At 62.3% G+C, this 22376-nt stretch carries 24 protein-coding genes; 22 read left to right on the forward strand and 2 right to left on the reverse strand.

Features of this window, described 5'->3' with window-relative positions:
• Positions 1–22 precede the first annotated feature (22 nt).
• Complete coding sequence (locus SGRAN_RS02570) at positions 23–727, reverse strand: glutathione S-transferase family protein (RefSeq protein ID WP_021244054.1); 705 nt, start codon at positions 725–727, stop codon at positions 23–25.
• 117 nt (positions 728–844) lie between these two features.
• Here SGRAN_RS02570 and SGRAN_RS02575 point away from each other — a divergent pair, with 117 nt between their 5' ends.
• The 9 genes from SGRAN_RS02575 (at position 845) to istB (ending at position 11580) form a co-directional block, all read left to right on the forward strand.
• Complete coding sequence (locus SGRAN_RS02575; RefSeq protein ID WP_021244055.1) at positions 845–1621, forward strand: enoyl-CoA hydratase/isomerase family protein; 777 nt, start codon at positions 845–847, stop codon at positions 1619–1621.
• Between the two features lie 25 nt (positions 1622–1646).
• Positions 1647–2099, forward strand: a complete 453-nt coding sequence (locus SGRAN_RS02580; protein ID WP_021244056.1) for a MaoC family dehydratase — start codon at positions 1647–1649, stop codon at positions 2097–2099.
• Positions 2096–2980, forward strand: coding sequence for an HpcH/HpaI aldolase/citrate lyase family protein (locus SGRAN_RS02585; RefSeq protein ID WP_021244057.1), 885 nt, complete (start codon positions 2096–2098; stop codon positions 2978–2980). The genes SGRAN_RS02580 and SGRAN_RS02585 overlap by 4 nt, the downstream gene beginning before the upstream one ends.
• Positions 2977–4392, forward strand: coding sequence for a coniferyl aldehyde dehydrogenase (locus tag SGRAN_RS02590; protein WP_021244058.1), 1416 nt, complete (start codon positions 2977–2979; stop codon positions 4390–4392). The genes SGRAN_RS02585 and SGRAN_RS02590 overlap by 4 nt, the downstream gene beginning before the upstream one ends.
• A gap of 16 nt (positions 4393–4408) precedes the next feature.
• A complete protein-coding gene (locus SGRAN_RS02595) occupies positions 4409–5212 on the forward strand; it encodes a hypothetical protein (RefSeq protein WP_081659663.1) in 804 nt (267 codons plus the stop codon).
• A gap of 11 nt (positions 5213–5223) precedes the next feature.
• A complete protein-coding gene (locus SGRAN_RS02600; RefSeq protein ID WP_021244060.1) occupies positions 5224–6378 on the forward strand; it encodes an epoxide hydrolase family protein in 1155 nt (384 codons plus the stop codon).
• Between the two features lie 238 nt (positions 6379–6616).
• Positions 6617–8992 carry a TonB-dependent receptor gene (locus SGRAN_RS02605; RefSeq protein ID WP_161626263.1) on the forward strand — a complete coding sequence of 792 codons (2376 nt, stop codon included), beginning with the start codon at positions 6617–6619 and terminating at the stop codon, positions 8990–8992.
• A gap of 333 nt (positions 8993–9325) precedes the next feature.
• Positions 9326–10816, forward strand: a complete 1491-nt coding sequence (gene istA, locus SGRAN_RS02610) for an IS21 family transposase (RefSeq protein WP_082737055.1) — start codon at positions 9326–9328, stop codon at positions 10814–10816.
• Positions 10813–11580: an IS21-like element helper ATPase IstB gene (gene istB / locus SGRAN_RS02615; RefSeq protein WP_048578302.1), complete on the forward strand. Its 768-nt coding sequence runs from the start codon at positions 10813–10815 to the stop codon at positions 11578–11580. The genes istA and istB overlap by 4 nt, the downstream gene beginning before the upstream one ends.
• Before the next feature lie 39 nt (positions 11581–11619).
• Here istB and SGRAN_RS02620 read toward each other — a convergent pair whose 3' ends face one another.
• Positions 11620–12003: a hypothetical protein gene (locus SGRAN_RS02620; protein WP_067180494.1), complete on the reverse strand. Its 384-nt coding sequence runs from the start codon at positions 12001–12003 to the stop codon at positions 11620–11622.
• A 538-nt stretch (positions 12004–12541) separates the two neighbouring features.
• Here SGRAN_RS02620 and SGRAN_RS02625 point away from each other — a divergent pair.
• From SGRAN_RS02625 to SGRAN_RS02685, 13 genes are all read left to right on the forward strand, one after another.
• On the forward strand, positions 12542–12889 hold the full coding sequence (locus SGRAN_RS02625) for a MarR family transcriptional regulator (protein WP_021244063.1): 348 nt from the start codon (positions 12542–12544) through the stop codon (positions 12887–12889).
• A gap of 183 nt (positions 12890–13072) precedes the next feature.
• Positions 13073–14053, forward strand: a complete 981-nt coding sequence (locus tag SGRAN_RS02630) for a DUF7146 domain-containing protein (RefSeq protein WP_067180497.1) — start codon at positions 13073–13075, stop codon at positions 14051–14053.
• A 36-nt stretch (positions 14054–14089) separates the two neighbouring features.
• Positions 14090–15739, forward strand: a complete 1650-nt coding sequence (locus SGRAN_RS02635) for a PRTRC system ParB family protein (RefSeq protein WP_031290708.1) — start codon at positions 14090–14092, stop codon at positions 15737–15739.
• Between the two features lie 37 nt (positions 15740–15776).
• Positions 15777–16214 carry a PRTRC system protein E gene (locus SGRAN_RS02640; protein WP_021244066.1) on the forward strand — a complete coding sequence of 146 codons (438 nt, stop codon included), beginning with the start codon at positions 15777–15779 and terminating at the stop codon, positions 16212–16214.
• 49 nt (positions 16215–16263) lie between these two features.
• Complete coding sequence (locus tag SGRAN_RS02645) at positions 16264–16470, forward strand: PRTRC system protein C (RefSeq protein WP_021244067.1); 207 nt, start codon at positions 16264–16266, stop codon at positions 16468–16470.
• Between the two features lie 78 nt (positions 16471–16548).
• Positions 16549–17640, forward strand: coding sequence for a hypothetical protein (locus SGRAN_RS02650; RefSeq protein ID WP_031290709.1), 1092 nt, complete (start codon positions 16549–16551; stop codon positions 17638–17640).
• Between the two features lie 11 nt (positions 17641–17651).
• Complete coding sequence (locus SGRAN_RS02655) at positions 17652–18482, forward strand: PRTRC system protein B (RefSeq protein WP_021244070.1); 831 nt, start codon at positions 17652–17654, stop codon at positions 18480–18482.
• On the forward strand, positions 18479–19138 hold the full coding sequence (locus SGRAN_RS02660) for a PRTRC system protein A (protein WP_021244071.1): 660 nt from the start codon (positions 18479–18481) through the stop codon (positions 19136–19138). Before SGRAN_RS02655 ends, SGRAN_RS02660 begins: the two co-directional genes overlap by 4 nt.
• On the forward strand, positions 19128–19886 hold the full coding sequence (locus tag SGRAN_RS02665; RefSeq protein WP_021244072.1) for a PRTRC system ThiF family protein: 759 nt from the start codon (positions 19128–19130) through the stop codon (positions 19884–19886). Before SGRAN_RS02660 ends, SGRAN_RS02665 begins: the two co-directional genes overlap by 11 nt.
• Positions 19887–20000: 114 nt before the next feature.
• Positions 20001–20276, forward strand: a complete 276-nt coding sequence (locus tag SGRAN_RS02670; RefSeq protein WP_021244073.1) for a hypothetical protein — start codon at positions 20001–20003, stop codon at positions 20274–20276.
• Positions 20273–20557, forward strand: coding sequence for a hypothetical protein (locus SGRAN_RS02675; RefSeq protein WP_021244074.1), 285 nt, complete (start codon positions 20273–20275; stop codon positions 20555–20557). The genes SGRAN_RS02670 and SGRAN_RS02675 overlap by 4 nt, the downstream gene beginning before the upstream one ends.
• 60 nt (positions 20558–20617) lie before the next feature.
• Positions 20618–21097 carry a hypothetical protein gene (locus tag SGRAN_RS02680; RefSeq protein WP_021244075.1) on the forward strand — a complete coding sequence of 160 codons (480 nt, stop codon included), beginning with the start codon at positions 20618–20620 and terminating at the stop codon, positions 21095–21097.
• 21 nt (positions 21098–21118) lie between these two features.
• Positions 21119–22357: a hypothetical protein gene (locus SGRAN_RS02685; protein WP_021244076.1), complete on the forward strand. Its 1239-nt coding sequence runs from the start codon at positions 21119–21121 to the stop codon at positions 22355–22357.
• Positions 22358–22376: the final 19 nt, after the last annotated feature.

Genomic DNA, 22376 nt, shown 5'->3' on the forward strand with positions numbered 1-22376 from the left:
ATGGCGCTTGCGATGCGCTGTCTCACCGGATGGCGGGGCCTCCCGTCAGGGCCTCTACGCGCTCCATCCACGGCAATATGGCAGGCTCGCTGCGCAGCACGTCCAGGCCGCGCCCGGAACCGGCGACACATTCCAGTTGGGACACCACCGCAATGTCCGCCAGCGTGAGGCTCTCGCCAACGAGGAAGTCCCGACCATCCAGCAGGGCGCCAAGCGCCCGCGCGTGGCGTTTCAGTTCTTCCAGAATGTCGGCTTCGCTCCGGCGCGCGAGGCCCTGTCCGGTTCCTTGCTTTCGCGTGAGATAGGGAACCAGCGGCCGGGCGATGCGCCGCATCAACGCATTGTCATATTTGAGGATTTCGCTCACCCAGCGTTCGCGGTCATAAGGCCAGGTGAACCGCATCGTCATCTCGAAGAAATAGAGGCTCTCGTCTGCCCAGTCTTCCAGCAGGTCGACCAGCGCGCGGGCCTTCGGCTCCTGCGGAAAAAGGGCGGGCTGGGGGGCGTGGAGGTCGAGCGCGCGGCAGATGTCGCTCGAATCGTGCAGGACGCGCCCATCCAGTTCAAGGATCGGAACCTTTCCGACCGGCGACAGCCGCTTGAGTTTGCCGAGGTCCGCCATGGGCACATTATGCACCGCATAGTCGAGGCCTTTATAGGTGAGAACACGCCGCACCTTGTCGCAAAACGGTGAAATTTCCAGTTGATGGAGGATGATCCCTGCCACGGCGCTCTCCCGTCATTCTTAAAACTGTGCATTGACGACACTATTTAGGGAAGATAGGGTTTGGGCGAGCTTGGGTCAATGCACATCACAAGCTCGGCAATGAGAGGATAGCGTCCTATGGCCCTTGTCGAATATGCGCGTGAAGGCGCGGTAGGGCGGTTGACCCTCAACCGCCCGGAAGCAGGAAACGCCGTCGACCCTGAGTTCATTGCCGATCTCGCAAAAGCGATTGAGGCCGCCTGCGCCGATCCGGGCCGCGCGATCCTGATTGACGCGCGCGGCGCGAATTTCAGTCTTGGCGGTGATGTTCGTCATCTCGCCGCTTCAGGAAATGGCGTGGCGGATGTCCTGCGCGATATGGCCGCCCGCTTCCATGAAGCCCAGCTCAAGTTGTGCGAACTGCCCCTGCCCATTGTTTCCGCCGTCCAGGGCAATGCGATTGGCGGCGGCTTCGGACTCGCGCTTTCGGCCGATTTCATTCTGTGCGCCGACACGGCTCGGTTTTCGACCGGCTATTCCCGCCTGGGCCTGAGCGCCGACGCGGGCGTCAGCTACTTCCTGACCCGCGCGTTGGGGGCCAGGCGCGCGACGGCGCTTCTGATCAGTTCACGTTTCCTGTCGGCGCAAGAGGCGCGAAGCATCGGAGTCGTGGATGAGGTCGTGCCCGAAGCGGACCTTCAGGGCAAAGCGGTGGCCTTCGCCGATCAATTGGCTTCGGGGCCGACAGCGGCCTATGCGGCCATCAAGCGCCTCACCGAGGCGGCCAGGACATCGGGACTGGCAGACCATCTCGATCGCGAAGCCACCGAAATTGTCGCCCTTGCATCGGGCGATCAGGTGCCCTGCGCGATCGACGCCATCGCAACCCGTAAGCAGCCGGTTTTTCAAGGCTGAACCAACAAGGACATCAAGAATCGACATGGCCGGATTATATTTCGAGGAATTGGCGCCGGGCCTGATCCTGGATCATGCAACCAGGCGCACCGTTACTGAAACGGACAACGTCCTGTTCACGACGATGACGATGAATCCCGCGCAGATCCATCTCGACGCGGACTATTGCGCGCGGACGGAATTTGGGCAGCCGCTCGTCAACAGCATCTTCACCCTTGGCCTTATGATCGGTCTTTCGGTTGGCGACACCACGCTGGGCACGACCATCGCCAATCTCGGCATGACAGATGTCGGCTTTCCGGCTCCCGTATTCGTGGGCGACACCATAAAGGCTCGAACCACGGTCAAGGAGGCCCGCATCAGCAAATCGCGGGATGATGCCGGCATCGTCACCTTCGAGCATCAGGCCTTCAACCAGAAGGACCAACTTGTCGCCCGATGCCTGCGCGCCGCACTGATGCTGCGGCGATCGGTATGATGCTGCGCTCCTTCCTCTTTGTCCCCGCGGACAATGAGCGGAAGATCGCCCGAGGGCTGCAATCGGAAGCCGACGCCTTGATCCTCGATCTGGAGGATTCCGTGGCGCCCGACCGCAAGGCGGAGGCCCGGAAGCTGCTCGCCGGCCAACTCGCCGATCTCGATGGCAGCACTGTGCCCAAGCTCTATGTGCGGATCAATCCGCTCGACAGCCCCCATGTACTCGAAGACCTACTCGCGGCGACTCACGCGGCCGTCGCCGGCATCGTTCTCCCCAAGGCTTGCGGCCGTCACGACATCGATCGTTGCGGGCATTACCTGGATATGGCGGAGAGCGCGAAGGGCATCGCTCCCGGTGCCATCGGCATTCTCCCCGTCGTTACCGAGACGGCTGCGGCGGTGCTCAGATTGCCGGAACTCACCGCGCCGATCGGGCGGCTTCATGCCTTGACCTGGGGCGGCGAGGATCTGGCGACAGTGCTTGGCGCCCGCGGGAACAAGCGTCCGTCCGGCGAATGGGACGACAGCTTTCGCCTGGCGCGCGCGCTTGCCCTTCTGGCCGCGGCGGCGTGCGACGTGCCTGCGATCGATACGCTTCATGCCGATTTTCGTGACGGCGAAGGATTGCGGGCAGCCGGTCTTGCTGCACGGCACGCCGGCTTTGCGGGCAAGATTGCGATCCATCCCGATCAGGTTTCCGTCATCAACGAGGTCTTCGCGCCGAGCGAGACGGAGATCGAGGACGCCAGGGCAGTCGTCGCGGCCTTCGCCGCGTCGCCTGGAAGCGGCGTCGTGGGACTTGGCGGCCGGATGCTGGACCGTCCGCATCTTGTAGCCGCGCAACGGCTGCTCGCGACAACAGGAGAGGTACTTCAATCATGACCGACGATCCGGGCGCGATCCTTGAAAGCCAGCGCGCGCAATCGCGCGATCCATCGCCCGTATCGGCTGCGCTGCGCAAGGACCGCCTGCGGCGCGCCATTGAGGCTCTGTCGAGTCATGAGTCCCGGTTCTGCCACGCGCTGGCTGAGGATTTCGGTGTCCGCGCGCGCGAGCAGTCCCAGCTCTACGACATTGTCGCGTCGCTCCAGACCTTGCGGCATACGCTCAAGCATGTCGATCGCTGGATGCGGCCCGAACGGCGGCCTGTGGACATGGCGCTCCGCCTGTTCGGCGCCTCTGCCTGGATTGAATATCAGCCCAAGGGGGTTGTCGGCATATTGTCGCCCTGGAACTTCCCGCTCTATCTGACCTTCGGCCCGCTCGCCGGAGTCCTTGCCGCTGGCAATCGTGCGATGATCAAGCCGTCCGAGCATAGCCCGGCGACATCGAGCGTATTGTCGGATGCCATTTCGTCGGCCTTCGATCAGGACGAAATCGCGGTGGTAACGGGCGGCGCGGACGTGGCGGCCGCCTTCTCCGCCCTGCCGTTCGACCACATGATCTTCACCGGGTCGACGGCCGTGGGGCGCCATGTCATGCGCGCGGCGGCGGATAATCTGGTGCCTCTCACGCTCGAACTGGGAGGCAAGTCGCCGGTCATTGTCGGCTCGAACGCCGACACGGCGCTGATGTGCGATCGAATCGTCACCGGCAAACTTCTGAACGCCGGCCAGATCTGTCTCGCACCGGACTATATGCTGGTGCCCGCCAGCGAAGAGGCCGCGGTAGCCAAGGGGATCGCTGCGGCGGCGGAAGCCATCTATCCCAATCTGACCGCCAACCCGGAATATGCCTCCGTGCTCGGCGACCGCAACCGCGAGCGGCTTTCGCGCTATGTCGAGGAGGCCCGGGCGCACGGCGCGCGCGTGACCGAGATCGGTGCGCGCGCAAACGACGGGCGGCTGCCTTTCACGATCCTTCAAGATTGCCCGCTCGACGCCGCGGTCATGAAGGACGAGATTTTCGGGCCGATTCTTCCGATCCTGTCCTATGGCTCGCTTGACGAAGCGATCGCGTTCGTCAACGCGCGACCGCGCCCGCTCGGCCTGTATTTCTTCGGTCGCGACAAGACTGAAGAACGGGAAGTGCTGTCGCGGACCGTCTCCGGCGGCGTCACGCTCAATGATGTCGTCTTCCATGTGACTGTCGAAGACTTGCCCTTCGGCGGCATCGGGGAATCCGGCTTCGGCGTCTATCATGGCATCGAGGGCTTTCGCGAGTTCAGCAATGCGCGAGGCATTTTCCGCCAGTCGCGCTTCGATGTCGCCCGCATCGCCGGCTTTCGCCCGCCCTATGGTGCGAAGCTGAGGAAATTCATCGCAAAGAACCTTGGCGGCAGCCGGGCGCATTGAACACGAGGAGAAGGATATGACCCCGCCGATCGATCATCCGCTCAATCTCACCACGCAGGCGATATTGACATGGGGGAGTTGGGGATTGACCGCCGTGGCGCTGCTCATCGCGGCTAGGCTCGGCGTCCGAGAGAGAACGCCGTTCTACGTTCTCCTGATTCTGGCCGCCATGTTCGGCGCCTTTGCTGAACCGCTCTATGATGAAGGTCTGATGCTCTGGTTCTATGAACCCGGCATCTGGTCCCATTTTACGGCCTTTGGCGTGGCTCAACCCAATTGGACCCATAGCGGATATGCCATCCTCTATGGCAGCGCGGCCATGATCATCACCAAGTCCATTCACGACGGCGCGATTTCTAAAAACAGCGTGTATATTTTTTTCGCGCTGGAAGTGGTCATGTCCTGCGTGTTCGAGATGTTCGGGATCAACGGCATAAACGGCGGTGCCTATGAATATTGGGGGCCGCACGTCTTTCGCTTGTTCAACTACCCCATCATCATCGGCATCCTCGAAGCAACGCAGGTCATTTGTTTCTCGCTTGCTGCTATCGAGCTTCGCCAACGGGCAACGCATCCTGCGCACCTTCTTGGCCTCTTCGCCATTTTCCCGATGACCTTTTACGCCGCGAACTTTGGCATCGGCGGTCCGGTCATCATCGCGCTGCATCTCGACGCGCCAGCCACGTCTACGGCATTCGTGACGTTTGGCACGCTCTTGAGCATCGGTTTGGTATTCATCGTCCTGCGGATGGCTGGAGCCGTGATGATAGAGCAGGCGCAAGCAAGCAGGAATGCGGCCCGCTCACTCGGCCAAGGATAGGAGCAAGGATCGTGGTCGAACTATCCCTTGCAGGAGCCATTGAGTCCTTCACCCTGCGCGTCGAGGACCAGGTGTTGGACCGGCTCCGCCAGCGCCTTGATGACGTTCGATGGCCCGACTGCGAGCCGGTTGCCGATTGGTCGCAGGGTGTACCGCTCTCGCGGATGAAGGAACTGGTCGACTATTGGAAGTCTGGCTATGACTGGCGGCGCTGCGAGCGCCGCCTCAACGACCTCGGGCAGTCCCGGGTGCGGATTGATGGCATTGACATCCATTTTCTTCATATCCGTTCGCCTCATGAAGGGGCGATGCCGCTGATCCTCACCCACGGTTGGCCGGGTTCGGTGATCGAGTTTCTCAAGTGCATCGAGCCGCTTACCGATCCCACACGTCATGGCGGCAAGGCCGAGGATGCATTCCATCTCGTGATCCCATCGCTGCCGGGCTTTGGTTTCTCCAGCAAGCCGGTCGAACCGGGTTGGAACGTGCAGCGTATCGCCGGCACCTGGGACATCCTGATGCAGGCCCTGGGCTATGAACGCTACGGCGCTCAAGGCGGAGACTGGGGCGCCGTCGTCACGACCGAGATGGGCGTGCTGCGCCCCGCTGGGCTGCTCGGTATCCACCTCAATCTTCCATTCGTAATCCCCGATCCGCTTCCCGCTGAACCGAGCGACGAGGAGGCGGCGATGCTGGAAGCGCTCGTCTATTACAACCGCTGGCAATCGGGCTATTCGACACTGCAGGCGAGTCGTCCCCAAACGCTCGGTTATCTGCTTGCCGACTCCCCCGTCGGCCAGGCCGCCTGGATATACGAGAAATTCTACGAGTGGTCGGACTGCGACGGCGATCCGGCAAATATCTTCACGGCCGATGAGTTGCTCGACAACATCATGCTCTACTGGCTGACAAACAGCGGGGCCAGCTCAGCCCGATTATATTGGGAAAGCTTCCACGGTGCCTTTGGCGCAAGGGAGCTTCACCTTCCGGTGGCATGCAGCATCTTCCCTGGGGACATCTACAGGGCACCGAGAAGCTGGGCAGAGAAATGCATGCACAATCTCGTCTATTGGAACGAGTTGGCCAGGGGAGGGCATTTTGCGGCCTTCGAGCAACCCCACATCTTCGCCCGCGAAGTAAGACAGGCGTTTCGCGCCATGCGGTGAGCCGGCAACGCCGACAGGTGCTTGCTGGCTGAATTTCACAGCGGGATCGCCGATCGCTTCCGTTTGGACGGCTTCTCAGAATCGTGCCAGATTTCAACCATGCACTATCTGCATCGTTTATATATTGCACTATCCCCAGAATGTTGTAATGGCTGGGGCAGCGATCGGGGAGTCGATATCATCGACGTGAGCCCGACGAGGTTTCGACGGTCATGATGGCCGCAGAAGGAGGATGTTCATGATAAAGGCGCCCTTGAAGGCTCGGGTTCTGTTTCAGTCACTCGGCATGGTCGTGCTGGCGCACCAGTTTGCGTCGCCTGCGCTCGCGCAAACCGAACCTTCGTCTGCGCCGCAGGCTTCCGCTCAGTCATCCGGCGACCAACTGGGCGAGATCATCGTCACGGCCCAAAAGCGTTCGCAGTCGCTCAACAATGTCGGTCTTTCGATCACGGCCGCGGATGGCGAGCAGCTCACCAATCTGGGCATTCGTGAAACCGGCGATCTCGTCAAGATCTCGCCCGGACTGACCTTCACCAAGAGCCAGGACGGCACGCCGCTCTTCACGATCCGGGGTGTCGGCTTCAACGACTATACATTGGGCGCGAGCCCTGCTGTCAGCGTCTATGTCGACCAGGTTCCCCTCGTTTACAGCGCCTACACGCAGGGCGCCACGCTCGATCTGGAGCGTGTCGAGGTGCTGAAGGGGCCCCAGGGCATTCTCTTCGGCCAGAATTCGACGGGTGGTGCGATCAACTATATCGCCGCCAAACCGACGTCAGACTTCCAGGCTGGCGTGAAAGCCTCCTATGGCCGCTTCGACACGTTTGACGGTGAGGCGTTCGTCAGCGGGCCGATCACCGACACCCTGGGCTTCAGGCTGGCCGGCAGTACAACGCAATCGGGTAGCTGGCAGTATAGCTACACCCGCGATGACAAGCTCGGTAAGCAGGACATCCTGCGCGGTCGCCTGCTTCTGGATTGGAAGCCGACCGATACGCTGTCCTTCCTGTTCAGCGCTAACGGTTGGCGCAACAAGTCCGATACCCAGGCGGCGCAGCTTGTCGGACTCAAGCTCCAGCAGGACGCTTCCGCGCCCGGTCAATATGATCCGGTGGAAACTCTCCGGCGTGTCGCCGCATTCCGGGCCCTTTCTCTCGCACCGGGCAACGCACGTGCCGCCGATTGGGATATGGGCAGGAACCTGAAGCGCGATGACAGCCTGTGGCAGCTTTCCCTTCGGGGCGATCTGGAGCTGGGCAGCGGCATCACATTGACGTCGCTAACCTCTTACACCCGCTTCCGCCAGGACTACGAACTGGACCGCGATGGCACGACCCTGCAAAACGCAGGCGTCGAATCGCGTGGCAATGTCAAAACCTTCACTCAGGAGTTGCGGCTTTCCGGAGAAAGCGACAGGCTGAACTGGACGCTGGGCGGCAATTACGCGAAAAACAAGATTCGTAGTTCCGACAATTTTCTGGTGAATGATTCGACCAATACGGCCATCTTGCCTGGCTTTGGCGTCGACAACGGAGATACCACGATTACGGAGAATATCCGCGATCTGGCCGCTTTCGGAAACGTCGAATATAAGCTCACGGACCAGCTGACCGTCCTCGCGGGTGCGCGCTATACCGATACCAAAAATGACTATACCGCTTGTATGCGCGGTGGTCCCGGCCAGCAATTTGTGTTTTGGCAGCTCTCTCAGGCGATCAGCGGTGTTGCTCAACCGGCACCCGACGCAAACACCTGCGTCAATATGGATGAAACAACGTTCCTGTTGATCAGGACTCCCTTTGAGAGCACGCTCCACGAGGACAACGTCTCGTGGCGAGTGGGCGTCAACTACAAGCCGACACGCGATGTGCTGCTCTATGGGCTGGTGTCGCGCGGTTATAAGTCAGGAAATTTCCCGACTGTTCCGGCTTCGACAACGCAACAGTTCGCGCCGGTTAAGCAGGAATCGGTCACCGCCTATGAGGTCGGGATCAAAGCGACCGCTCTGGATAGGAAACTGCAGATCAACGCAGCTCTTTTCCACTATACCTATGACGACAAGCAGATTCGTGGTCTTGTGATTGATCCGATCTTCAACCAGCTCGAAAAACTGGTGAATGTTCCCAAATCCCGGATCAACGGGGCGGAGATCGATATCACTGCTCGTCCATTGTCCGGGCTCACGCTGCGGGCGGCGGGTACCTGGATCGACTCGAAGGTTCTGGATTTTGTCGGGATCAACAATGACCGGGTCCTGGGTGACTATCGCGGATCGGAGCTGCCCTTCTCTCCCAAATGGCAGTTGGTCGGCGATGCGGAATATCGTTGGGCTCTGAGCAGCGACCTCAACGCGTTCGTCGGTGCCAATGTCCTCTACAACAGCAAGACCAATTCGACGCTTGGCGCTCCGGCAAGCTCGCGCATCAAGGCTTTCGCGACACTCGATCTGCGCGCCGGGATTTCCGGTCCGGATGATAAGTGGACGTTATCAGTCTGGGGACGGAACGTGACGGACACCTATTACTGGACCAACCAGTTCGTCACCCAGGATGTGATCGTGCGATATACAGCGATGCCTGCCACCTACGGGGTTTCTGCGAGCTATCGATTCTAGCTGCTTCCTTGTTGGTGTAAAACCGAACCTTCGGGGTAAGCAGGGGAAGCAAGTTCTTGATTTGCGGTGCGCCAATTTGCCCTCCGTTACCCTAAATATCCTACGGAAATGCTGCCGGATGGGTTCCGTACGCTTCTTGCCTTTCGGGCTCAGAGCGCACGCTAATTTGTCGACTTTGGCTTCACGTTGGCGCGGTTCAGTTCGATGAGATGAGAACGGCGGTGCAAAATTAGACCACGGTAGCGGCGGCGAAGTGCTGCTGCGGGCGGCGTAAAAGTCGTCCACTTTTTCCCTTTTCGCGATGCTGGCGAGGAGGGATGAGGGATTTACACCGTGGAACTTTACCTGAAGGTTCGTCTTGCCTGCGCGGGCGGCATGAGCGCCCGGGCGGCAGCGAAGCATTTCAACATATCGCGCGACACGGTCCGCAAGATGCTGTCGTATTCCGAGCCGCCCGGTTACCGTCGCAGCGCCCCGGTGCGGCGACCGAAGCTGGAAGCGTTCATACCGATCATCGACGGCTGGCTGGATGGGGACCGGTCGGTTCCGCGCAAGCAGCGCCATACGGCGAAGCGTGTGTTCGATCGCCTTCGCGAAGAGCATGGCTTCACCGGAGGCTACACGATCATCAAGGATTACATCCGGGAGCGGGATCAGCGCAGCCGGGAGATGTTCGTGCCGCTGGCACACGCACCCGGCCATGGGCAGGCAGATTTTGGAGACGCTCTGGTCGAGATCGGCGGGGTGGAGCAGAAGGCGCACTTCTTCGTGCTCGATCTGCCGCACAGCGACGCCTGCTACGTACGCGCCTATCCGGCTGCCGTTGCCGAGGCCTGGATGGACGGCCATGTTCACGCCTTTGCGTTCTTCGGCGCGGTGCCGCTGTCGATCGTCTACGACAACGACCGCTGCCTGGTCTCGAAGATCCTGCCTGACGGGACGCGGCTGCGCGCGAGGCTGTTCAGCGCCTTCCTGTCGCACTACCTGATCCGTGATCGTTACGGTCGCCCCGGCAAGGGTAACGACAAGGGCGGCGTTGAAGGCCTTGTCGGCTATTGCCGTCGCAACTTCATGGTGCCGATCCCCCGGTTCCCGACATGGGAGGCGTTCAACCTGTGGCTCGAGGAGCAATGCCGCAAACGGCAGAACGACCGGCTGCGGGGCGAGAGCGAGACGATTGGCGAGAGGCTGCGGCGCGATCTGGCGGCGATGCAGGAACTGCCGGCTTCCCCCTTCGAGGCCTGTGACCAGACCAGCGGCCAGGTCTCATCGCAGGCGCTGGTGCGTTACCGGACCAACGATTACTCGGTGCCGGTGCGCTTCGGCCACCAGGAGGTGTGGATCAGGGGCTATGTCGACGAGGTGGTGATCGGTTGCCGGGGCGAGATCATTGCCCGCCATGTGCGCAGCTACGAGCGCGAGGATGTGATCTTCGATCCGATCCATTACCTTCCCCTGATCGAACAGAAGATCAATGCCCTCGATCAGGCCGCACCATTGCAGGGCTGGGACCTGCCCGAGGTATTTACAACGCTGCGCCGGCTGATGGAGACGCGCATGGGCAAGCATGGCCGGCGCGAATATGTGCAGGTACTGCGCCTGCTGGAGAGCTTCGCTCTAGCCGATCTGCATGGCGCGGTGAAGCAGGCCCTTGATATGGGCGCGATCGGCTTCGATGCGGTGAAGCATCTCCTGTTATGCCGGGTGGAGCGCCGCCCGCCCCGACTGGACATGGCGATCTATCCCTACCTGCCCAGGGCCAGAGTGGAGACAACATCGGCGCGCTCGTACATGCGGCTGCTGACCGGCGGAGCAGCGGCATGAGCAGCCAAGCTCCCGAACTGCTGCTCGCCAGCCACCTCAAGACGCTCAAGCTGCCAACCTTCCTGCGCGAGCATGACAAGCTGGCCCGGCAATGCGCAGCAGAGGGCGTAGATCATGTCCGCTACCTTGCCCGGCTTGTCGAACTGGAACTGATCGACCGGGAACGCCGGATGGTCGAGCGCCGGATCAAGGCCGCGCGGTTCCCGGCCGCCAAGAGCCTCGACAGCTTCGACTTTGCCGCCATTCCGAAGCTCAACAAGATGCAGGTGCTCGAACTGGCGCGTTGTGACTGGATTACCCGTCGCGAGAACGTCATCGCCCTTGGCCCGTCGGGGACCGGCAAGACCCATGTCGCGATCGGTCTTGGCCTGGCGGCCTGCCAGAAGGGCCTGACCGTCGGGTTCATCACTGCTTCCGCGCTGGTCAGCGAGATGATGGAGGCACGCGACGAACGCCGCCTACTGCGCTTACACAAGCAGATGACCGGCTATAAGCTTCTCATCATCGATGAGCTGGGGTTCGTGCCCCTGTCAAAGACCGGTGCGGAACTGCTGTTCGAGCTGATCTCACAGCGCTACGAACGCGGCTCGACGCTGATCACCAGCAACCTGCCGTTCGACGAATGGACCGAGACGTTCGGTTCCGAGCGCCTGACAGGCGCGCTCCTCGACCGGCTCACCCACCACGTCAGCATCCTCGAGATGAACGGCGAGAGCTATCGCCTGGCCCAGAGCCAGGCACGCAAAGCACGTCCCAACCCCTGACAGAAACGGCAATCCGGGTGTTGGCGACCCCCGCTCGGGCTACGCCCTCCCGGCGCTCGCCAACACCCGGATCAAGTGGCCTGGTTTTGCTCCGCCCAATGGACGACTTTTACGCCGCCGTTGACAGATGAGAAGCCAATCTCGAAACTTGCCCATATATCCGCCTGTATCGGCGGCGATCTGTGCCAGCAGTTCATCGCTCAGTTCATCTTGTTTGAGATCGAGATCACGCAACGCGCGTCTCACCATGTGGCCTTGGAAAACGAAAATCGCATTGCGCAAATATCCGCGCACGATTTTTTCGATCTTTTTATCGTCCCCTTTGGCGGCATGGATGAGCTTTTCTATGGCAAGAACCGTGGGATCGGGCTCCGCCATCGTCTGGCGCATTTCCGGTGTGAGCTTCATCTCCTCGTCAGACATGGATCATTCCGGCTCATTTGCTTTGGGCATATCAGTATAGTCGCATGGTCGCCGCAGGTGAACAAGGTTCAGCTACGAGGCTCCGTCAGAAAAACCAGCTGCGGAAGATGGGCCATCCCACCATGAAACAGACGGCATTGCTGCCAGATATTTTGTCATGACTTCGCGGTGCCACACAGGTTTTCTCGCGCAGTGATGGCAGGGGCGTGGGAATGTCCTTTGATGTTAACCATTTCCGCGATGAAATTCCCCTCCAAAAGTCACATTGCCGAATGGTGAAATTCCATGATGATAGCCTGTTGGAGCGTTTTGTTCGGTTAGCGGGGGGCAAGCAGACATAGGGCATCGGCGCGGTTTGCCCGATGCCCCCGAATGGGATGGAGAGCGAATGCCCATGCGACACGAAGCCCGAATTGAACCCATGCTGGAGGAGACAGGCCGTCCGGCTGTCTTCGCGCCACTATGCAGGTCGATCATCAGCGCAAGAGCGGCGTCGGCCACCATGTTCGGCTCTCTATGCGCCGACCCAGGATGCGAAATGCTGCTCGATCTCTATTGGCGCGACAGCCAGGGATTGAAGACTTCACTCACCAGCTTCTGCCTCGCGTCAAAAGCATCTGAGATGACCGGCCGGCGATGCCTTGCCGAGATGGAGGCGCAAGGCATAGTCGAGCGCTTCCCTGATCCCTTCGATAAACGCCGGATATATGTCCGGCTGACCGCTGCCGGGCAGGATAAGATGGATGCGTGTTTCCAGACCTTGCTGTCCGGATATGCGCAAACCTGTCACGACTGTGCCCGCAAATGCGGCGACGCTCCAGACGGGGCCCGGCAGGCAGTCCCGTTCTGCATTGCGATAGACGGCGTCCGGCGCTTCCGGCGGTAGAAGTTCAGCGTCGGTATCATTGGTCGGTAAATAGGTCGGCGTAGCGCGAAGCGCTGCGCCGGTAAAACCGGGACGCGCTGCCCGTTGATCCGAGCTGAGATCACGCTGTCAGCAAGTATCGGCCGCGGCCTGAAGAGAAGGAGGGGTGGGGCGAGGGAGTTTTCCTATGCTGGAGTTTCTCCCATGGCCCTGTCGCGCACGAGCGCCGATCCGCGCCTGCATGCCGCTGCCGCCAATATTGTCAAATCACTTGGTGGAGCATGGAAGCCATCGGGCGCGATGTGCCGTTGTCCTGCCCATGACGACCATCGTCCGAGCCTGTCGGTCCGGGTCGGCGAGCATAGCATATTGTTCAAATGCTTTGCCGGCTGTTCCACGATTGATGTCATCCGCGCGCTGCGCAGCGACAGGCGGCCTATCCCGACAGCCGATGCTGAAACGGAATTCACACGCGCAGATGGCAGTGAGCGACGGTTGGCCGGCCGAATTCGTTCGCTCTGGGAGGAGGCGCGCCCTGTCACCGACATCGCGGTGAGCGTCTATATGGCGACGCGCGGCTTCAACGGAACGCATCCGGTTTTGCGCTACCATGATCATGTGCCGCTTGGCCGCGGCGTCGACGTCCGTTTTCGTCCCGCGCTACTGGCCGCCATCGAAGCCGACACCGGCGTTATAGCGCTCGAACGCCTGTTCCTTGATCCCCGCACCGGATTACCGGCGACTGATCTCGATCCGCCCAAATTGATGCTCGGCCGCCCCTATGGCGGCACGGTCCGCTTCGGAGCCGCCACCGATGTGCTGGGGCTGGCTGAAGGCTGGGAGACCGCCTGGTCCGCCCATTTGCTGCTGGGCATCCCCGTCTGGGCCGCGCTTGGCGCCGACCGCTTCCCCTTGGTCACTGTTCCGGAGCGGGTGGAGCGCCTCTTCCTCCTCCATGACAACGACCTTTCCGGACGGCGCGGCGCGGCGCGGGCAAAACATGCCCATGCGCGAGACGGCCGATCGATCGAGGCGCTGCCACCACCGCCGGGCTTCAATGACTGGAACGATCTGTACCGGGCGAAGGGAGGGGGGAGGGAGATGGTTGCGGAATGCAGGCTGATGATCGGCCGCGTCCCGCGCATTCGGACACGCGCAGCGGCATGGGCACCCAGCCAGTCCTGAACGCGAACCTGCTACAATCCACACAGGAGACGAGCCTTGACCTCGCCACAACCGAGCTATCCCTCCACGCTGCCGCTCTCCAGGATCGAGCCGGGATATAATCCCCGACGCTATTTCGATCGGAAAAAGCACGAGGAACTCGTAGAATCGTTCCGTCTGCGCGGACGAATGCTGCAACCCATGCTGCTGCGACCGGCTCAGGATGCCGAGGGCAAATATGTCATTATTTGCGGCGGCCGTAGGTATAGGGCTGCCCTCGAGGTGTTCGGGCCCGATGGAGAAGTGCCGGTCATCATCCACGAGATGACAGACCAGGAGGCGCTTGAAGCCGCGATCGATGAAAATGAGGTGCGCGACGATACCTCGGAGACGGAGCAGGCCGATGCTGCCGTCCGTGTTCTCGCGGCGTGCAAGGGCGACCGCGCCGAGGCCGCATGGCGATTGGCCTGGTCCCGCACCAAGCTCGATCGCCGCCTGGCGCTCGCTGAACTCACCGAGGCCGCCAAAACCGCGCTTGATGAGCGCCGGATCAAGGTCGGGCACGCCGAACTGCTCGCCGTCATCCCCAAGGACAAGCAGGACACGGCGCTCGAAACGATCCTGCGTCTGAACCTCGACGTGAACGATACGCGCAAGGAACTCATGCGCATCACGCATAGTCTCGCCAGCGCGTGCTTCGATAAGACCGAATGTGCCACCTGTCCGTTCAACTCGGCCGCGCAGCAGGTCCTTTTCGAAACCCATGTCGACGATGGCCATTGCACCAATCCGGGTTGCTTCAAGCTCAAGACCGAAGCCGCCGAAGTGATCCGTTTCGAGGAGGAGGAACGCGCCGCGAAAGCGGCAAGGAACGCGATGCCCACTGTCGTCGATGATGCAGATGGTGAGGAACAGGACGATGTCACGGACAAACCCGCACAGTCGATGGATATCCAGCCGCAACCAGAAAACGGCGCGCTATCATCCATTCCTGTCGAAAGCCGCGAGCTTCCTCCGGCGCGCACAGCCGACATCGTGCGGGCCGCGTCGTCGGCGCATAAACCGACTGTCACGGCCAGGTCGATCGCGGCCCGAACCGTCGAGCTTCGCGAGGCGACATGGCGAACCGCGCTTGCCCGTGCGCTCGCCGGCAATGCTGTCCACGCGCGGACCACGATCCTTGTCGCGGCGATGTCGGGCACGCTTTCGCAGATCAAGCCCGGCACGCTGACGTCCCGTGCCGGCATCCTCGTCGGCGCCTCGTTCCCGGACCTCGACTTCAAGGGCAAGATAGCGGAAATCCGGGCGCTTGCCGATGCACGAGCCGCCAACGTGCTGGCCGTCATTGGCGGCGCTTACGCCAAGGATGTGCTCAGCTTCGATCATGTCGCGGACCTTGCGAGAGTGTTCGAGGTCGACCTGCGCGAGACGTGGCAAGTCGATCAGGCCTTTCTCGAACGCTACACCAAGGAAGAGCTCAAGTTCATCGCCCAGGAATGCGGCCTGATCGCGCATGTCGGCGAGAAACGGTTCGCCAAGCTGCTCGCATCGAAAAAGACCGAGCTTGTTACCGGCATGCTCAATCGCATCGGGTTCGATTGGGCGGGACGCCTACCGAGCGCGATGACGCTCGATGGCGCCTATGGACCGCCCCCGGATCGCGCTGCCCAGCCGATCGAAGCTCCCATCCCGCAAATCGCCGCCTGACCGGCATCCTCGCCCTTCCAGACAAGGATTCACGCCCATGTTGATTTCCAACCTGCTCCCGCTTCTCGCCAACTATTCGCTCGGTTTCGATCTTGTCGCCAGCCCTGACGATACCGTCACGCTGACCGTGATCCCCCGCAAGGCGGTGGGCGCGAAACACAGTCTCGAATCCGGCGAGACCCGCCCGATATCGATCACGGCAACTGCCGCGGAGATCGATGCGGAACTTGGCCGCGGCGCGGACGGCGCGCTCGGCCAGCTCATCGCCACGCGCAAGACCCTCGCCGACCAGATCGCCGATCAGCGCCAGGCGGCCGAGGACGCAAGGGTCGCCGCTGCGGAAGCTGCGAAGGCCAAGGCTGCGACGAAGGCCGCGACGGCAAAGTCGACGCCGCCCGCCAGTCCCCCGAAGCTCCAGCACTCGGTCACTCCGCCGGTCGATGCCAAACCGGACCAACCCGCCACCCTGTTCTGACCGAACTCCGCCCAAATCTCGCCACGACCCAAGCCGGGAGTTTTCCCTCATGCAGATCAATCATCTCACCCGCGCGTACCGTTATGACGGCATCGACCTTCCGGTTCCGCCGCATCTCGCCAACGATCCCGACAGTCTGCGCGCCTACCACGCGACCCTCTACCCTGCGGTTCTCAACGCCGAGATGGTCGATGCCGGCGTGTCGGGCGGCGCCCACGTCACCGAATACCGGCGCGCCGTCGGCACGAAGGGCTGACCGTGGCGCGCAGCAGCAGCAGCGCCGCGATCCCGTCCGCCGTTCGCAAAACGCTCATCGAATGGATTGAACCCGGCAATGGCGTCACATCCGACTTCACCCAACCAATCTGCAGCGAGCAGACTCAGGCGCTCCACGCGCGCATCCTCCTCGCCTCCGGGGACAGCAGGAGCAACGCTCCCAGGCCGCTCCCGCCGCCGCCGGGCCTGCGCCTTCCACCCCTCGGCTGACCTCGCGGGACGCGTCGTCGCGCTGTCCGGCGACATTCCCGCCCACTTCGATGCTCCGCTGGCGCCTCATCATAAGCTGATAGGCCGTTGGGCTGCGTCTCGGGAAACGACGGCCAAACGCTATACCCGCGCCGAGGCGCGCCAGCGCATCGAACGGGTGTTCGACAAGGCGGTGCTCGACATTCTCGGCTCCGTCGAATTCGCTGACTTCAGGGTCGTGGTTCTTCACGGCGAGGAAGACTATCCGCCGGCGATCGCGGTGATCTGCGACAGCATGGGGCAACTGGAGCTCGGGTGGATCGAAGACAGCGATGCACCCATTCCCTGGCGCGCCGCGGCCTACAAAGCCCTGGACGATATGCTGGCGCGCGCCCTTCCGATCTTCGGCTACGATGATCTCTTCGATGAAATCTCCATGTATTATTGGGACGGCGCGACCGACGATGAAACCGCGCGGCAGTGGATCACCGAATATCAGGGCGTGGATCCTGAGTATCTCGACGAACTCACTCTGCCATCCAATATGGAGTCTCGTCGGCCCGAATGGATGATCGCGAAAAACGCGGGGGCATCGGCGGAACTTCCGAACGGTTTGCGCCGGAAACTGGAGGAACTTCGCAAGGCGCATGCGGCCCTTGGGAAGCTTCGGCCGGAGCGCAACGCCTGGCGCTTCGATCTCCAGATTGCCTACGAGTATCTCCCCGGCATCGAGGAATGCTCGACATTGCCCCCGCTGACCCTCGTTCCGGTCGAGCAATTCGCGCGCGAGGTCGATGACGTCGGGCGCCACGGGATGGAATACGGCTTCATGGACATCGCCGGCTTCTGCCCTCTGCCGGATTCGGTCCCAGTCGATGACTGGTTGGCGTCCTTGCGTGTCGGCGCGCGCTTCCTGCTTGCCGCCCAGGACCTGATCCAGCTCGACCCAGCCAACCTCTGAGGTTCCTTTATATGTCTGACCACAGCACCCAGTTCGAAGCCACCGCCGGCGGTCTGGCGCTGACCAACGCCATTCTCCTCTACCGCAGCCAGCCGATCCGCAACGCCAGTCCCTACGCCACCACTCGCGAGGGTGCCGCGGCATTTGCCAGCATCCATGCGATCGAGCATGACGACGAGGGACGACCGACTATCGGCGCGGGCACATCGCTGTCGCGCGCGCATCTACGTCAATGGACCGAGGCCCTGGGGCGGACCGTTCTTCCCGAATTCCTGCCTGACAATGTGCTGGTCGCGCATCCCGACATGCTCGCATGGTGGATCCCGGCCCAGGTTCGCCCAGCATATTTCGCGCTTACGACTCCACCCGCCGGCCTGCAGGTGCTCGCAGCGCGAACTACCATGCCGGTCCCTTATCCGCCGCATCTGTTCATCGCGACCCGATCAGGGTTCGGTGTTTATGCCTTGTCGGCAAACGAGCGGCCCGGGATCGATACTCCAGTGCTGCACTCGCCGGTGCTCAATGTTTACCTCGATGGGCAACTTTGCTGGGGCAACATTCCAAGGCCAAAAGCGCTGACGACAGCCTCCATCCCGGAATTCGAGCGCGCGGTGTTCGATAGCTGGTCCACTCACCCAAATCCCGGACAGGAACTGACCATCACCGGCAAAGGCGGTCTGGTTCGGCTCTGGGATGACCTCGCCGCGCGCAAGGCGAAGCGCTTTCCTGTCAGGCGTCTCAGGCCGTTCGATCCCGGTCGGACACGTCAGGCTTCCCGGCGAATGATCCGGACCGACCCGATGACTCTGGGGAAACTCATTGCGAGAGGAGCGAACCAATGACCGTGCTGGCTGACGACCCGACCGCGGCCGCGGTCCTTGCCGCCGTGCCATGCTATCCGGTCCCACCGCAAGGACGCTCGCCCGCCCTCGATAGGCTGCGCGCCGCCCGCGCCGGGCGCGGCCTTGCGATCGGGATAGACGGCGTCATGCTCGTCCTGCGCCGGGCCTGGCTGGAACTCGATTTCCCGATCACGACGCCTCTTGCCTTGCATGTGCCCTACGGCAGCACGGGCGCTTGCCGCGCTGAGCTGCGTTGCGGCCTCATTCCGGGCGAGCATCTCGCTCATATTCTCGATCATTTCCGCGCGGCGTTGCCCAATGAAGCCGCGGCGTTCGTCCTATGGAACGAAGCGACCCACGAATTCGCAGTGGACTTTCCGGCCATCGACGACGCCACGCCCTCGCGCCTCGTCTACCGCACGCCGGTCCCGCAACCCGATTGGCATGTCGTCTGCGACCTTCACAGCCATGGGACCGGTCCCGCCTTCTTCAGTGCCACCGACGATGCCGACGATGCTCATGCGACGAAGATAGCGATTGTGGTCGGACGGCTCGACGATCCCAGTGGCCTGGCGATGGTCGCGCGTCTTTGCGCCGACGGCATGTTCATGCCGCTGCCGCGGAGCCCGTTTTCAGGAGACCGCCATGCCGACTGATCCTACGGATCGCCACTATCTGCCCGCCGGGTTCGACAATCGCACGATCAACGTCCTGCTGGTCGGATGCGGCGGAAATGGCGGGCAGATGCTGATGGGACTCGCCTCGCTCGATACCGCGCTGCGTGCGATCTCCTCACGATCGCTCCACGTTGCTGTGGTCGACAATGATATCGTGACCGAAGCCAATCTTGGCAGGCAGCCATATTATCAGGGCGACGTCGGCAATTCCAAGGTCCGCACGCTCACCGAACGGATCAACCTCGCACATGGCCTGACCTGGCAGGCGGTTCACGGCCGCGCCCCTGAAGCCATTGGTCTAGAAGGCGCCGACATCGTCATCACCTGCGTTGACACGGCATCGGCCCGCCGTGCGATCGGCGCGGCGCTCGCCGAGTGCAGGACCGTTCCCGCCTATTGGATGGATCTCGGCAATCGCGCGAGTGACGGGCAATATCTCATCGGCTCCCCGGAGGCCCGTTCCGACAAGCGCCGCCGTCGCCTGCCGACCGTGCTCGAATATTTTCCTGAACTCGCCGACGAAAACCTGCCCGACGATGATGCACCATCCTGCTCGGTTGCCGAGGCGCTCGAGCGTCAATCGCTGTTCGTCAACCGTGTCGTCGCGAGCCATGCTCTGGCGCTCCTGTTCGACCTCCTCGGACGCGGCTCCATCGGTCACGCGGGCGCGTTTATGAATCTCGCGAGCGGTCAGGCCGTCCCGATCCCGTTGCCGCGCGGCGACTGAACCTATCCGCATCACCCCGTCCAAGCCGGTCCGGAGCCGGCCGAAACCACACGCCAGTTCGGCGGAGCGGCAGGAGAATCGTGCCACCAAAATTCCAACCAAAGGAGAACGTGTATGGCTTCCATTTCCGAAAATGGATGGACCCTTCATTACACGATTTGCACCTTGCTGGCCGCCAAGGTGAGGCCGGGCGATATCATTCCCATGCCGGGCGGGGGCGGCGACTTGATGATACTCGGCGGGCGCGCCCCGCAGCGTGCCAACGACCGTGGCAGCGTTTTCGTGCGCGACCCCCTCTCCGAGACCAGTGATCGCATGGAAATGCCGCTCCGCGCGCTCGGCATGGTCTGGATCAGTGCCGCCGGTGGCTGGTCGGAACTCCCGGCATGAGAGAGTTCCATGTCCATGTCTATACGACGATCAGGGTCAAGGTCGCGGTGACCGCCGATGATCATGCGGACGCCATGAGACAGGCTGACGCGATCGTCGAACGCGGGATTTTCCCTGTTCGTCTCCTTCCGAACGCCGCTGGCGTGCTGGAGGCGGAGCCGGCCGAAGAGGTCACCGGCTATCTGGTCGATGAAACCAACGATCCCGAATTCGAAAAGAGTCGCTCCTACGATGCCGAATACCGGCCTTGCGGCGCGGGCGACAGTCCGGGCTGCGCCTGAGGAGGGGGAGAGGGAACGGGGAAGGGTGCTCCGCATGATGGAGCAGTCTGGAGAACCCCCATGCAAATCGAACTACGGCGCATCTCCTACAGCGCCGCGCTATCGCAGGAAACTTCGGCTTTCTCGGCAGAAGTCTGGATCGACGGCGAACTTGCCTTTCATGCCCGAAACCAGGGAACGGGCGGCGCGGACTTCTATCATCAGGTCGGTCGGTGGACCGTGGCCGAGGTCGATGCCTGGCTCAAGGCCAACCGACCGGTGCGCTACCTGGATGAGAATCTCGGCTGCGACCATGATCTCGAGATTGAGGTGAGCGATCTCCTCCTTCGCGCTGTCGAAGGCCGTCGCCTGAAGCGGCTGCTCCGCACTAATCTCGTCACGATCGAGAGTGATGAGATCCTGCAGTATCCGCTGCGCAAGCGGCCACTTGCGATCGTCACCCGCGCCGTGCGCGCCACCAATCCCACCGCGGTCATCGTCAATGACGCCGGCGATGAGGTGTTCGCGCGCGCGCTCGACCTGCTCCTCGCCAGCTGCTGACACTTCAGGCTGGAGATCGTCATGACCGATAAGTTCGATCCCGCCGATGCGGGATGCTGGATGGCACGCGGCCGTCCAGCCCATCACGCCCATGCGCTGGCCGATGCCTGGCGCCGCTTCCCCGACCTGCCGAACGATGCGCCCCTCGACGCCCGCATGGCGCGTTCCCGCGAGCGCGTTCAGGCGCTTCGTCCCCTCAACGAGGCGATCGCCCAGGAAACCGAGCGCCAGCGCGTGGCCGCGAACTTTGCCTGCATCGAGCGCCAGATCGCGCAGGGCAGCAGCGACAGCCGAAACCCCGCGATCCTCCACGGCCGTGACGTCCATGGCTATGGCTGGGATGCTGCCGTTGCCTACGCCGACGGACTCTATGCAGCCCGGGCGGGATGGGAATCCAGACCACCGTCGCCGTCTCGCCGGGGAGAGCCGGATGTCCGCCGGCTTGGCTACGATCGTGGATTTCTGGATGGCGGCGGCAGGCCCGATGACATCTTCGATGTCGCCCGGCGATCCTTTCTGGCAGCGCCGTCAGAGCCCGATCGAATGGAAGAACCGCGCATCGCCCGGCCGCTTCCCAGCCAATGGCCAGCTCCCACGGACATTCCCGCACCCGTATCCTGGCACAGGCGCTTGCTGGTGCTCGGCGCTTTGGAAAGCGCGACGGGCGTGATTGGCATCCACGCGATGCTGCGGGAACGGCCCGGACATGAAACCGCAGGGCTTTATCTGCTCGGCGCTGACTCAGGGTTGAGATCCATCTCGACGACAAACGGAGCAACGCCTGGCGATCAAACTGCGCTTCGCCATACGCTGCGCCAAGGCGACTATACCGACATCCTTGTCGTTGCCGACGACGCCGAGATGTCCCGACTGGACGCCGACGCCGATATCCTGCCGCTTGCGCGAACGATGGAGCGCACGCGCAATTCGGTGCTCCAGCAGCGCGCGCAGTTCCGTCTCTGGCTGGCTCGTGGCCGCGCGCCCGGCGACCAGTTTGCCGGCGGCCATATCCGTTGGAGCAAGATGGCCGCCGGGCTGTCGGGCCGTCTCGGGGATTTCACCGCGCGCTATGCTGGCCCGGCGCGGCCTCGCGGGCATCGCATCGTCGTCGAGGATGCAAGCGGTGGGCCGGCACTCGGTTACCGCACGCCGCTGGGCCGCGAGCTCCAGCCCGAGATCGTGATCGGCAACAAGGCGCATGCGCGAACCGCGATGGCCGACCTGCTGCGCCAATATGCAGCTTCGCTTCGCCTCGGCTGACCTGACGCCTGAGACGATG

The organism is Sphingopyxis granuli (assembly GCF_001559015.1).
Lineage (GTDB): Bacteria > Pseudomonadota > Alphaproteobacteria > Sphingomonadales > Sphingomonadaceae > Sphingopyxis > Sphingopyxis granuli.

Coding starts and splice junctions, on each gene's coding strand:
- SGRAN_RS02585 (WP_021244057.1), top strand. CDS start 2,096: ATGATGCTGCGCTCCTTCCTCTTTGTCCCCGCGGACAATGAGCGGAAG.
- SGRAN_RS02665 (WP_021244072.1), top strand. CDS start 19,128: ATGCCGACTGATCCTACGGATCGCCACTATCTGCCCGCCGGGTTCGAC.
- SGRAN_RS02685 (WP_021244076.1), top strand. CDS start 21,119: ATGACCGATAAGTTCGATCCCGCCGATGCGGGATGCTGGATGGCACGC.
- SGRAN_RS02620 (WP_067180494.1), bottom strand. CDS start 12,003: ATGTCTGACGAGGAGATGAAGCTCACACCGGAAATGCGCCAGACGATG.
- SGRAN_RS02640 (WP_021244066.1), top strand. CDS start 15,777: ATGTTGATTTCCAACCTGCTCCCGCTTCTCGCCAACTATTCGCTCGGT.
- istB (WP_048578302.1), top strand. CDS start 10,813: ATGAGCAGCCAAGCTCCCGAACTGCTGCTCGCCAGCCACCTCAAGACG.
- SGRAN_RS02630 (WP_067180497.1), top strand. CDS start 13,073: ATGGCCCTGTCGCGCACGAGCGCCGATCCGCGCCTGCATGCCGCTGCC.
- SGRAN_RS02590 (WP_021244058.1), top strand. CDS start 2,977: ATGACCGACGATCCGGGCGCGATCCTTGAAAGCCAGCGCGCGCAATCG.
- SGRAN_RS02675 (WP_021244074.1), top strand. CDS start 20,273: ATGAGAGAGTTCCATGTCCATGTCTATACGACGATCAGGGTCAAGGTC.
- SGRAN_RS02625 (WP_021244063.1), top strand. CDS start 12,542: ATGCTGCTCGATCTCTATTGGCGCGACAGCCAGGGATTGAAGACTTCA.
- SGRAN_RS02605 (WP_161626263.1), top strand. CDS start 6,617: ATGATAAAGGCGCCCTTGAAGGCTCGGGTTCTGTTTCAGTCACTCGGC.
- SGRAN_RS02680 (WP_021244075.1), top strand. CDS start 20,618: ATGCAAATCGAACTACGGCGCATCTCCTACAGCGCCGCGCTATCGCAG.
- SGRAN_RS02670 (WP_021244073.1), top strand. CDS start 20,001: ATGGCTTCCATTTCCGAAAATGGATGGACCCTTCATTACACGATTTGC.
- SGRAN_RS02575 (WP_021244055.1), top strand. CDS start 845: ATGGCCCTTGTCGAATATGCGCGTGAAGGCGCGGTAGGGCGGTTGACC.
- SGRAN_RS02660 (WP_021244071.1), top strand. CDS start 18,479: ATGACCGTGCTGGCTGACGACCCGACCGCGGCCGCGGTCCTTGCCGCC.
- SGRAN_RS02650 (WP_031290709.1), top strand. CDS start 16,549: ATGGCGTCACATCCGACTTCACCCAACCAATCTGCAGCGAGCAGACTC.
- SGRAN_RS02595 (WP_081659663.1), top strand. CDS start 4,409: ATGACCCCGCCGATCGATCATCCGCTCAATCTCACCACGCAGGCGATA.
- SGRAN_RS02655 (WP_021244070.1), top strand. CDS start 17,652: ATGTCTGACCACAGCACCCAGTTCGAAGCCACCGCCGGCGGTCTGGCG.
- SGRAN_RS02645 (WP_021244067.1), top strand. CDS start 16,264: ATGCAGATCAATCATCTCACCCGCGCGTACCGTTATGACGGCATCGAC.
- SGRAN_RS02580 (WP_021244056.1), top strand. CDS start 1,647: ATGGCCGGATTATATTTCGAGGAATTGGCGCCGGGCCTGATCCTGGAT.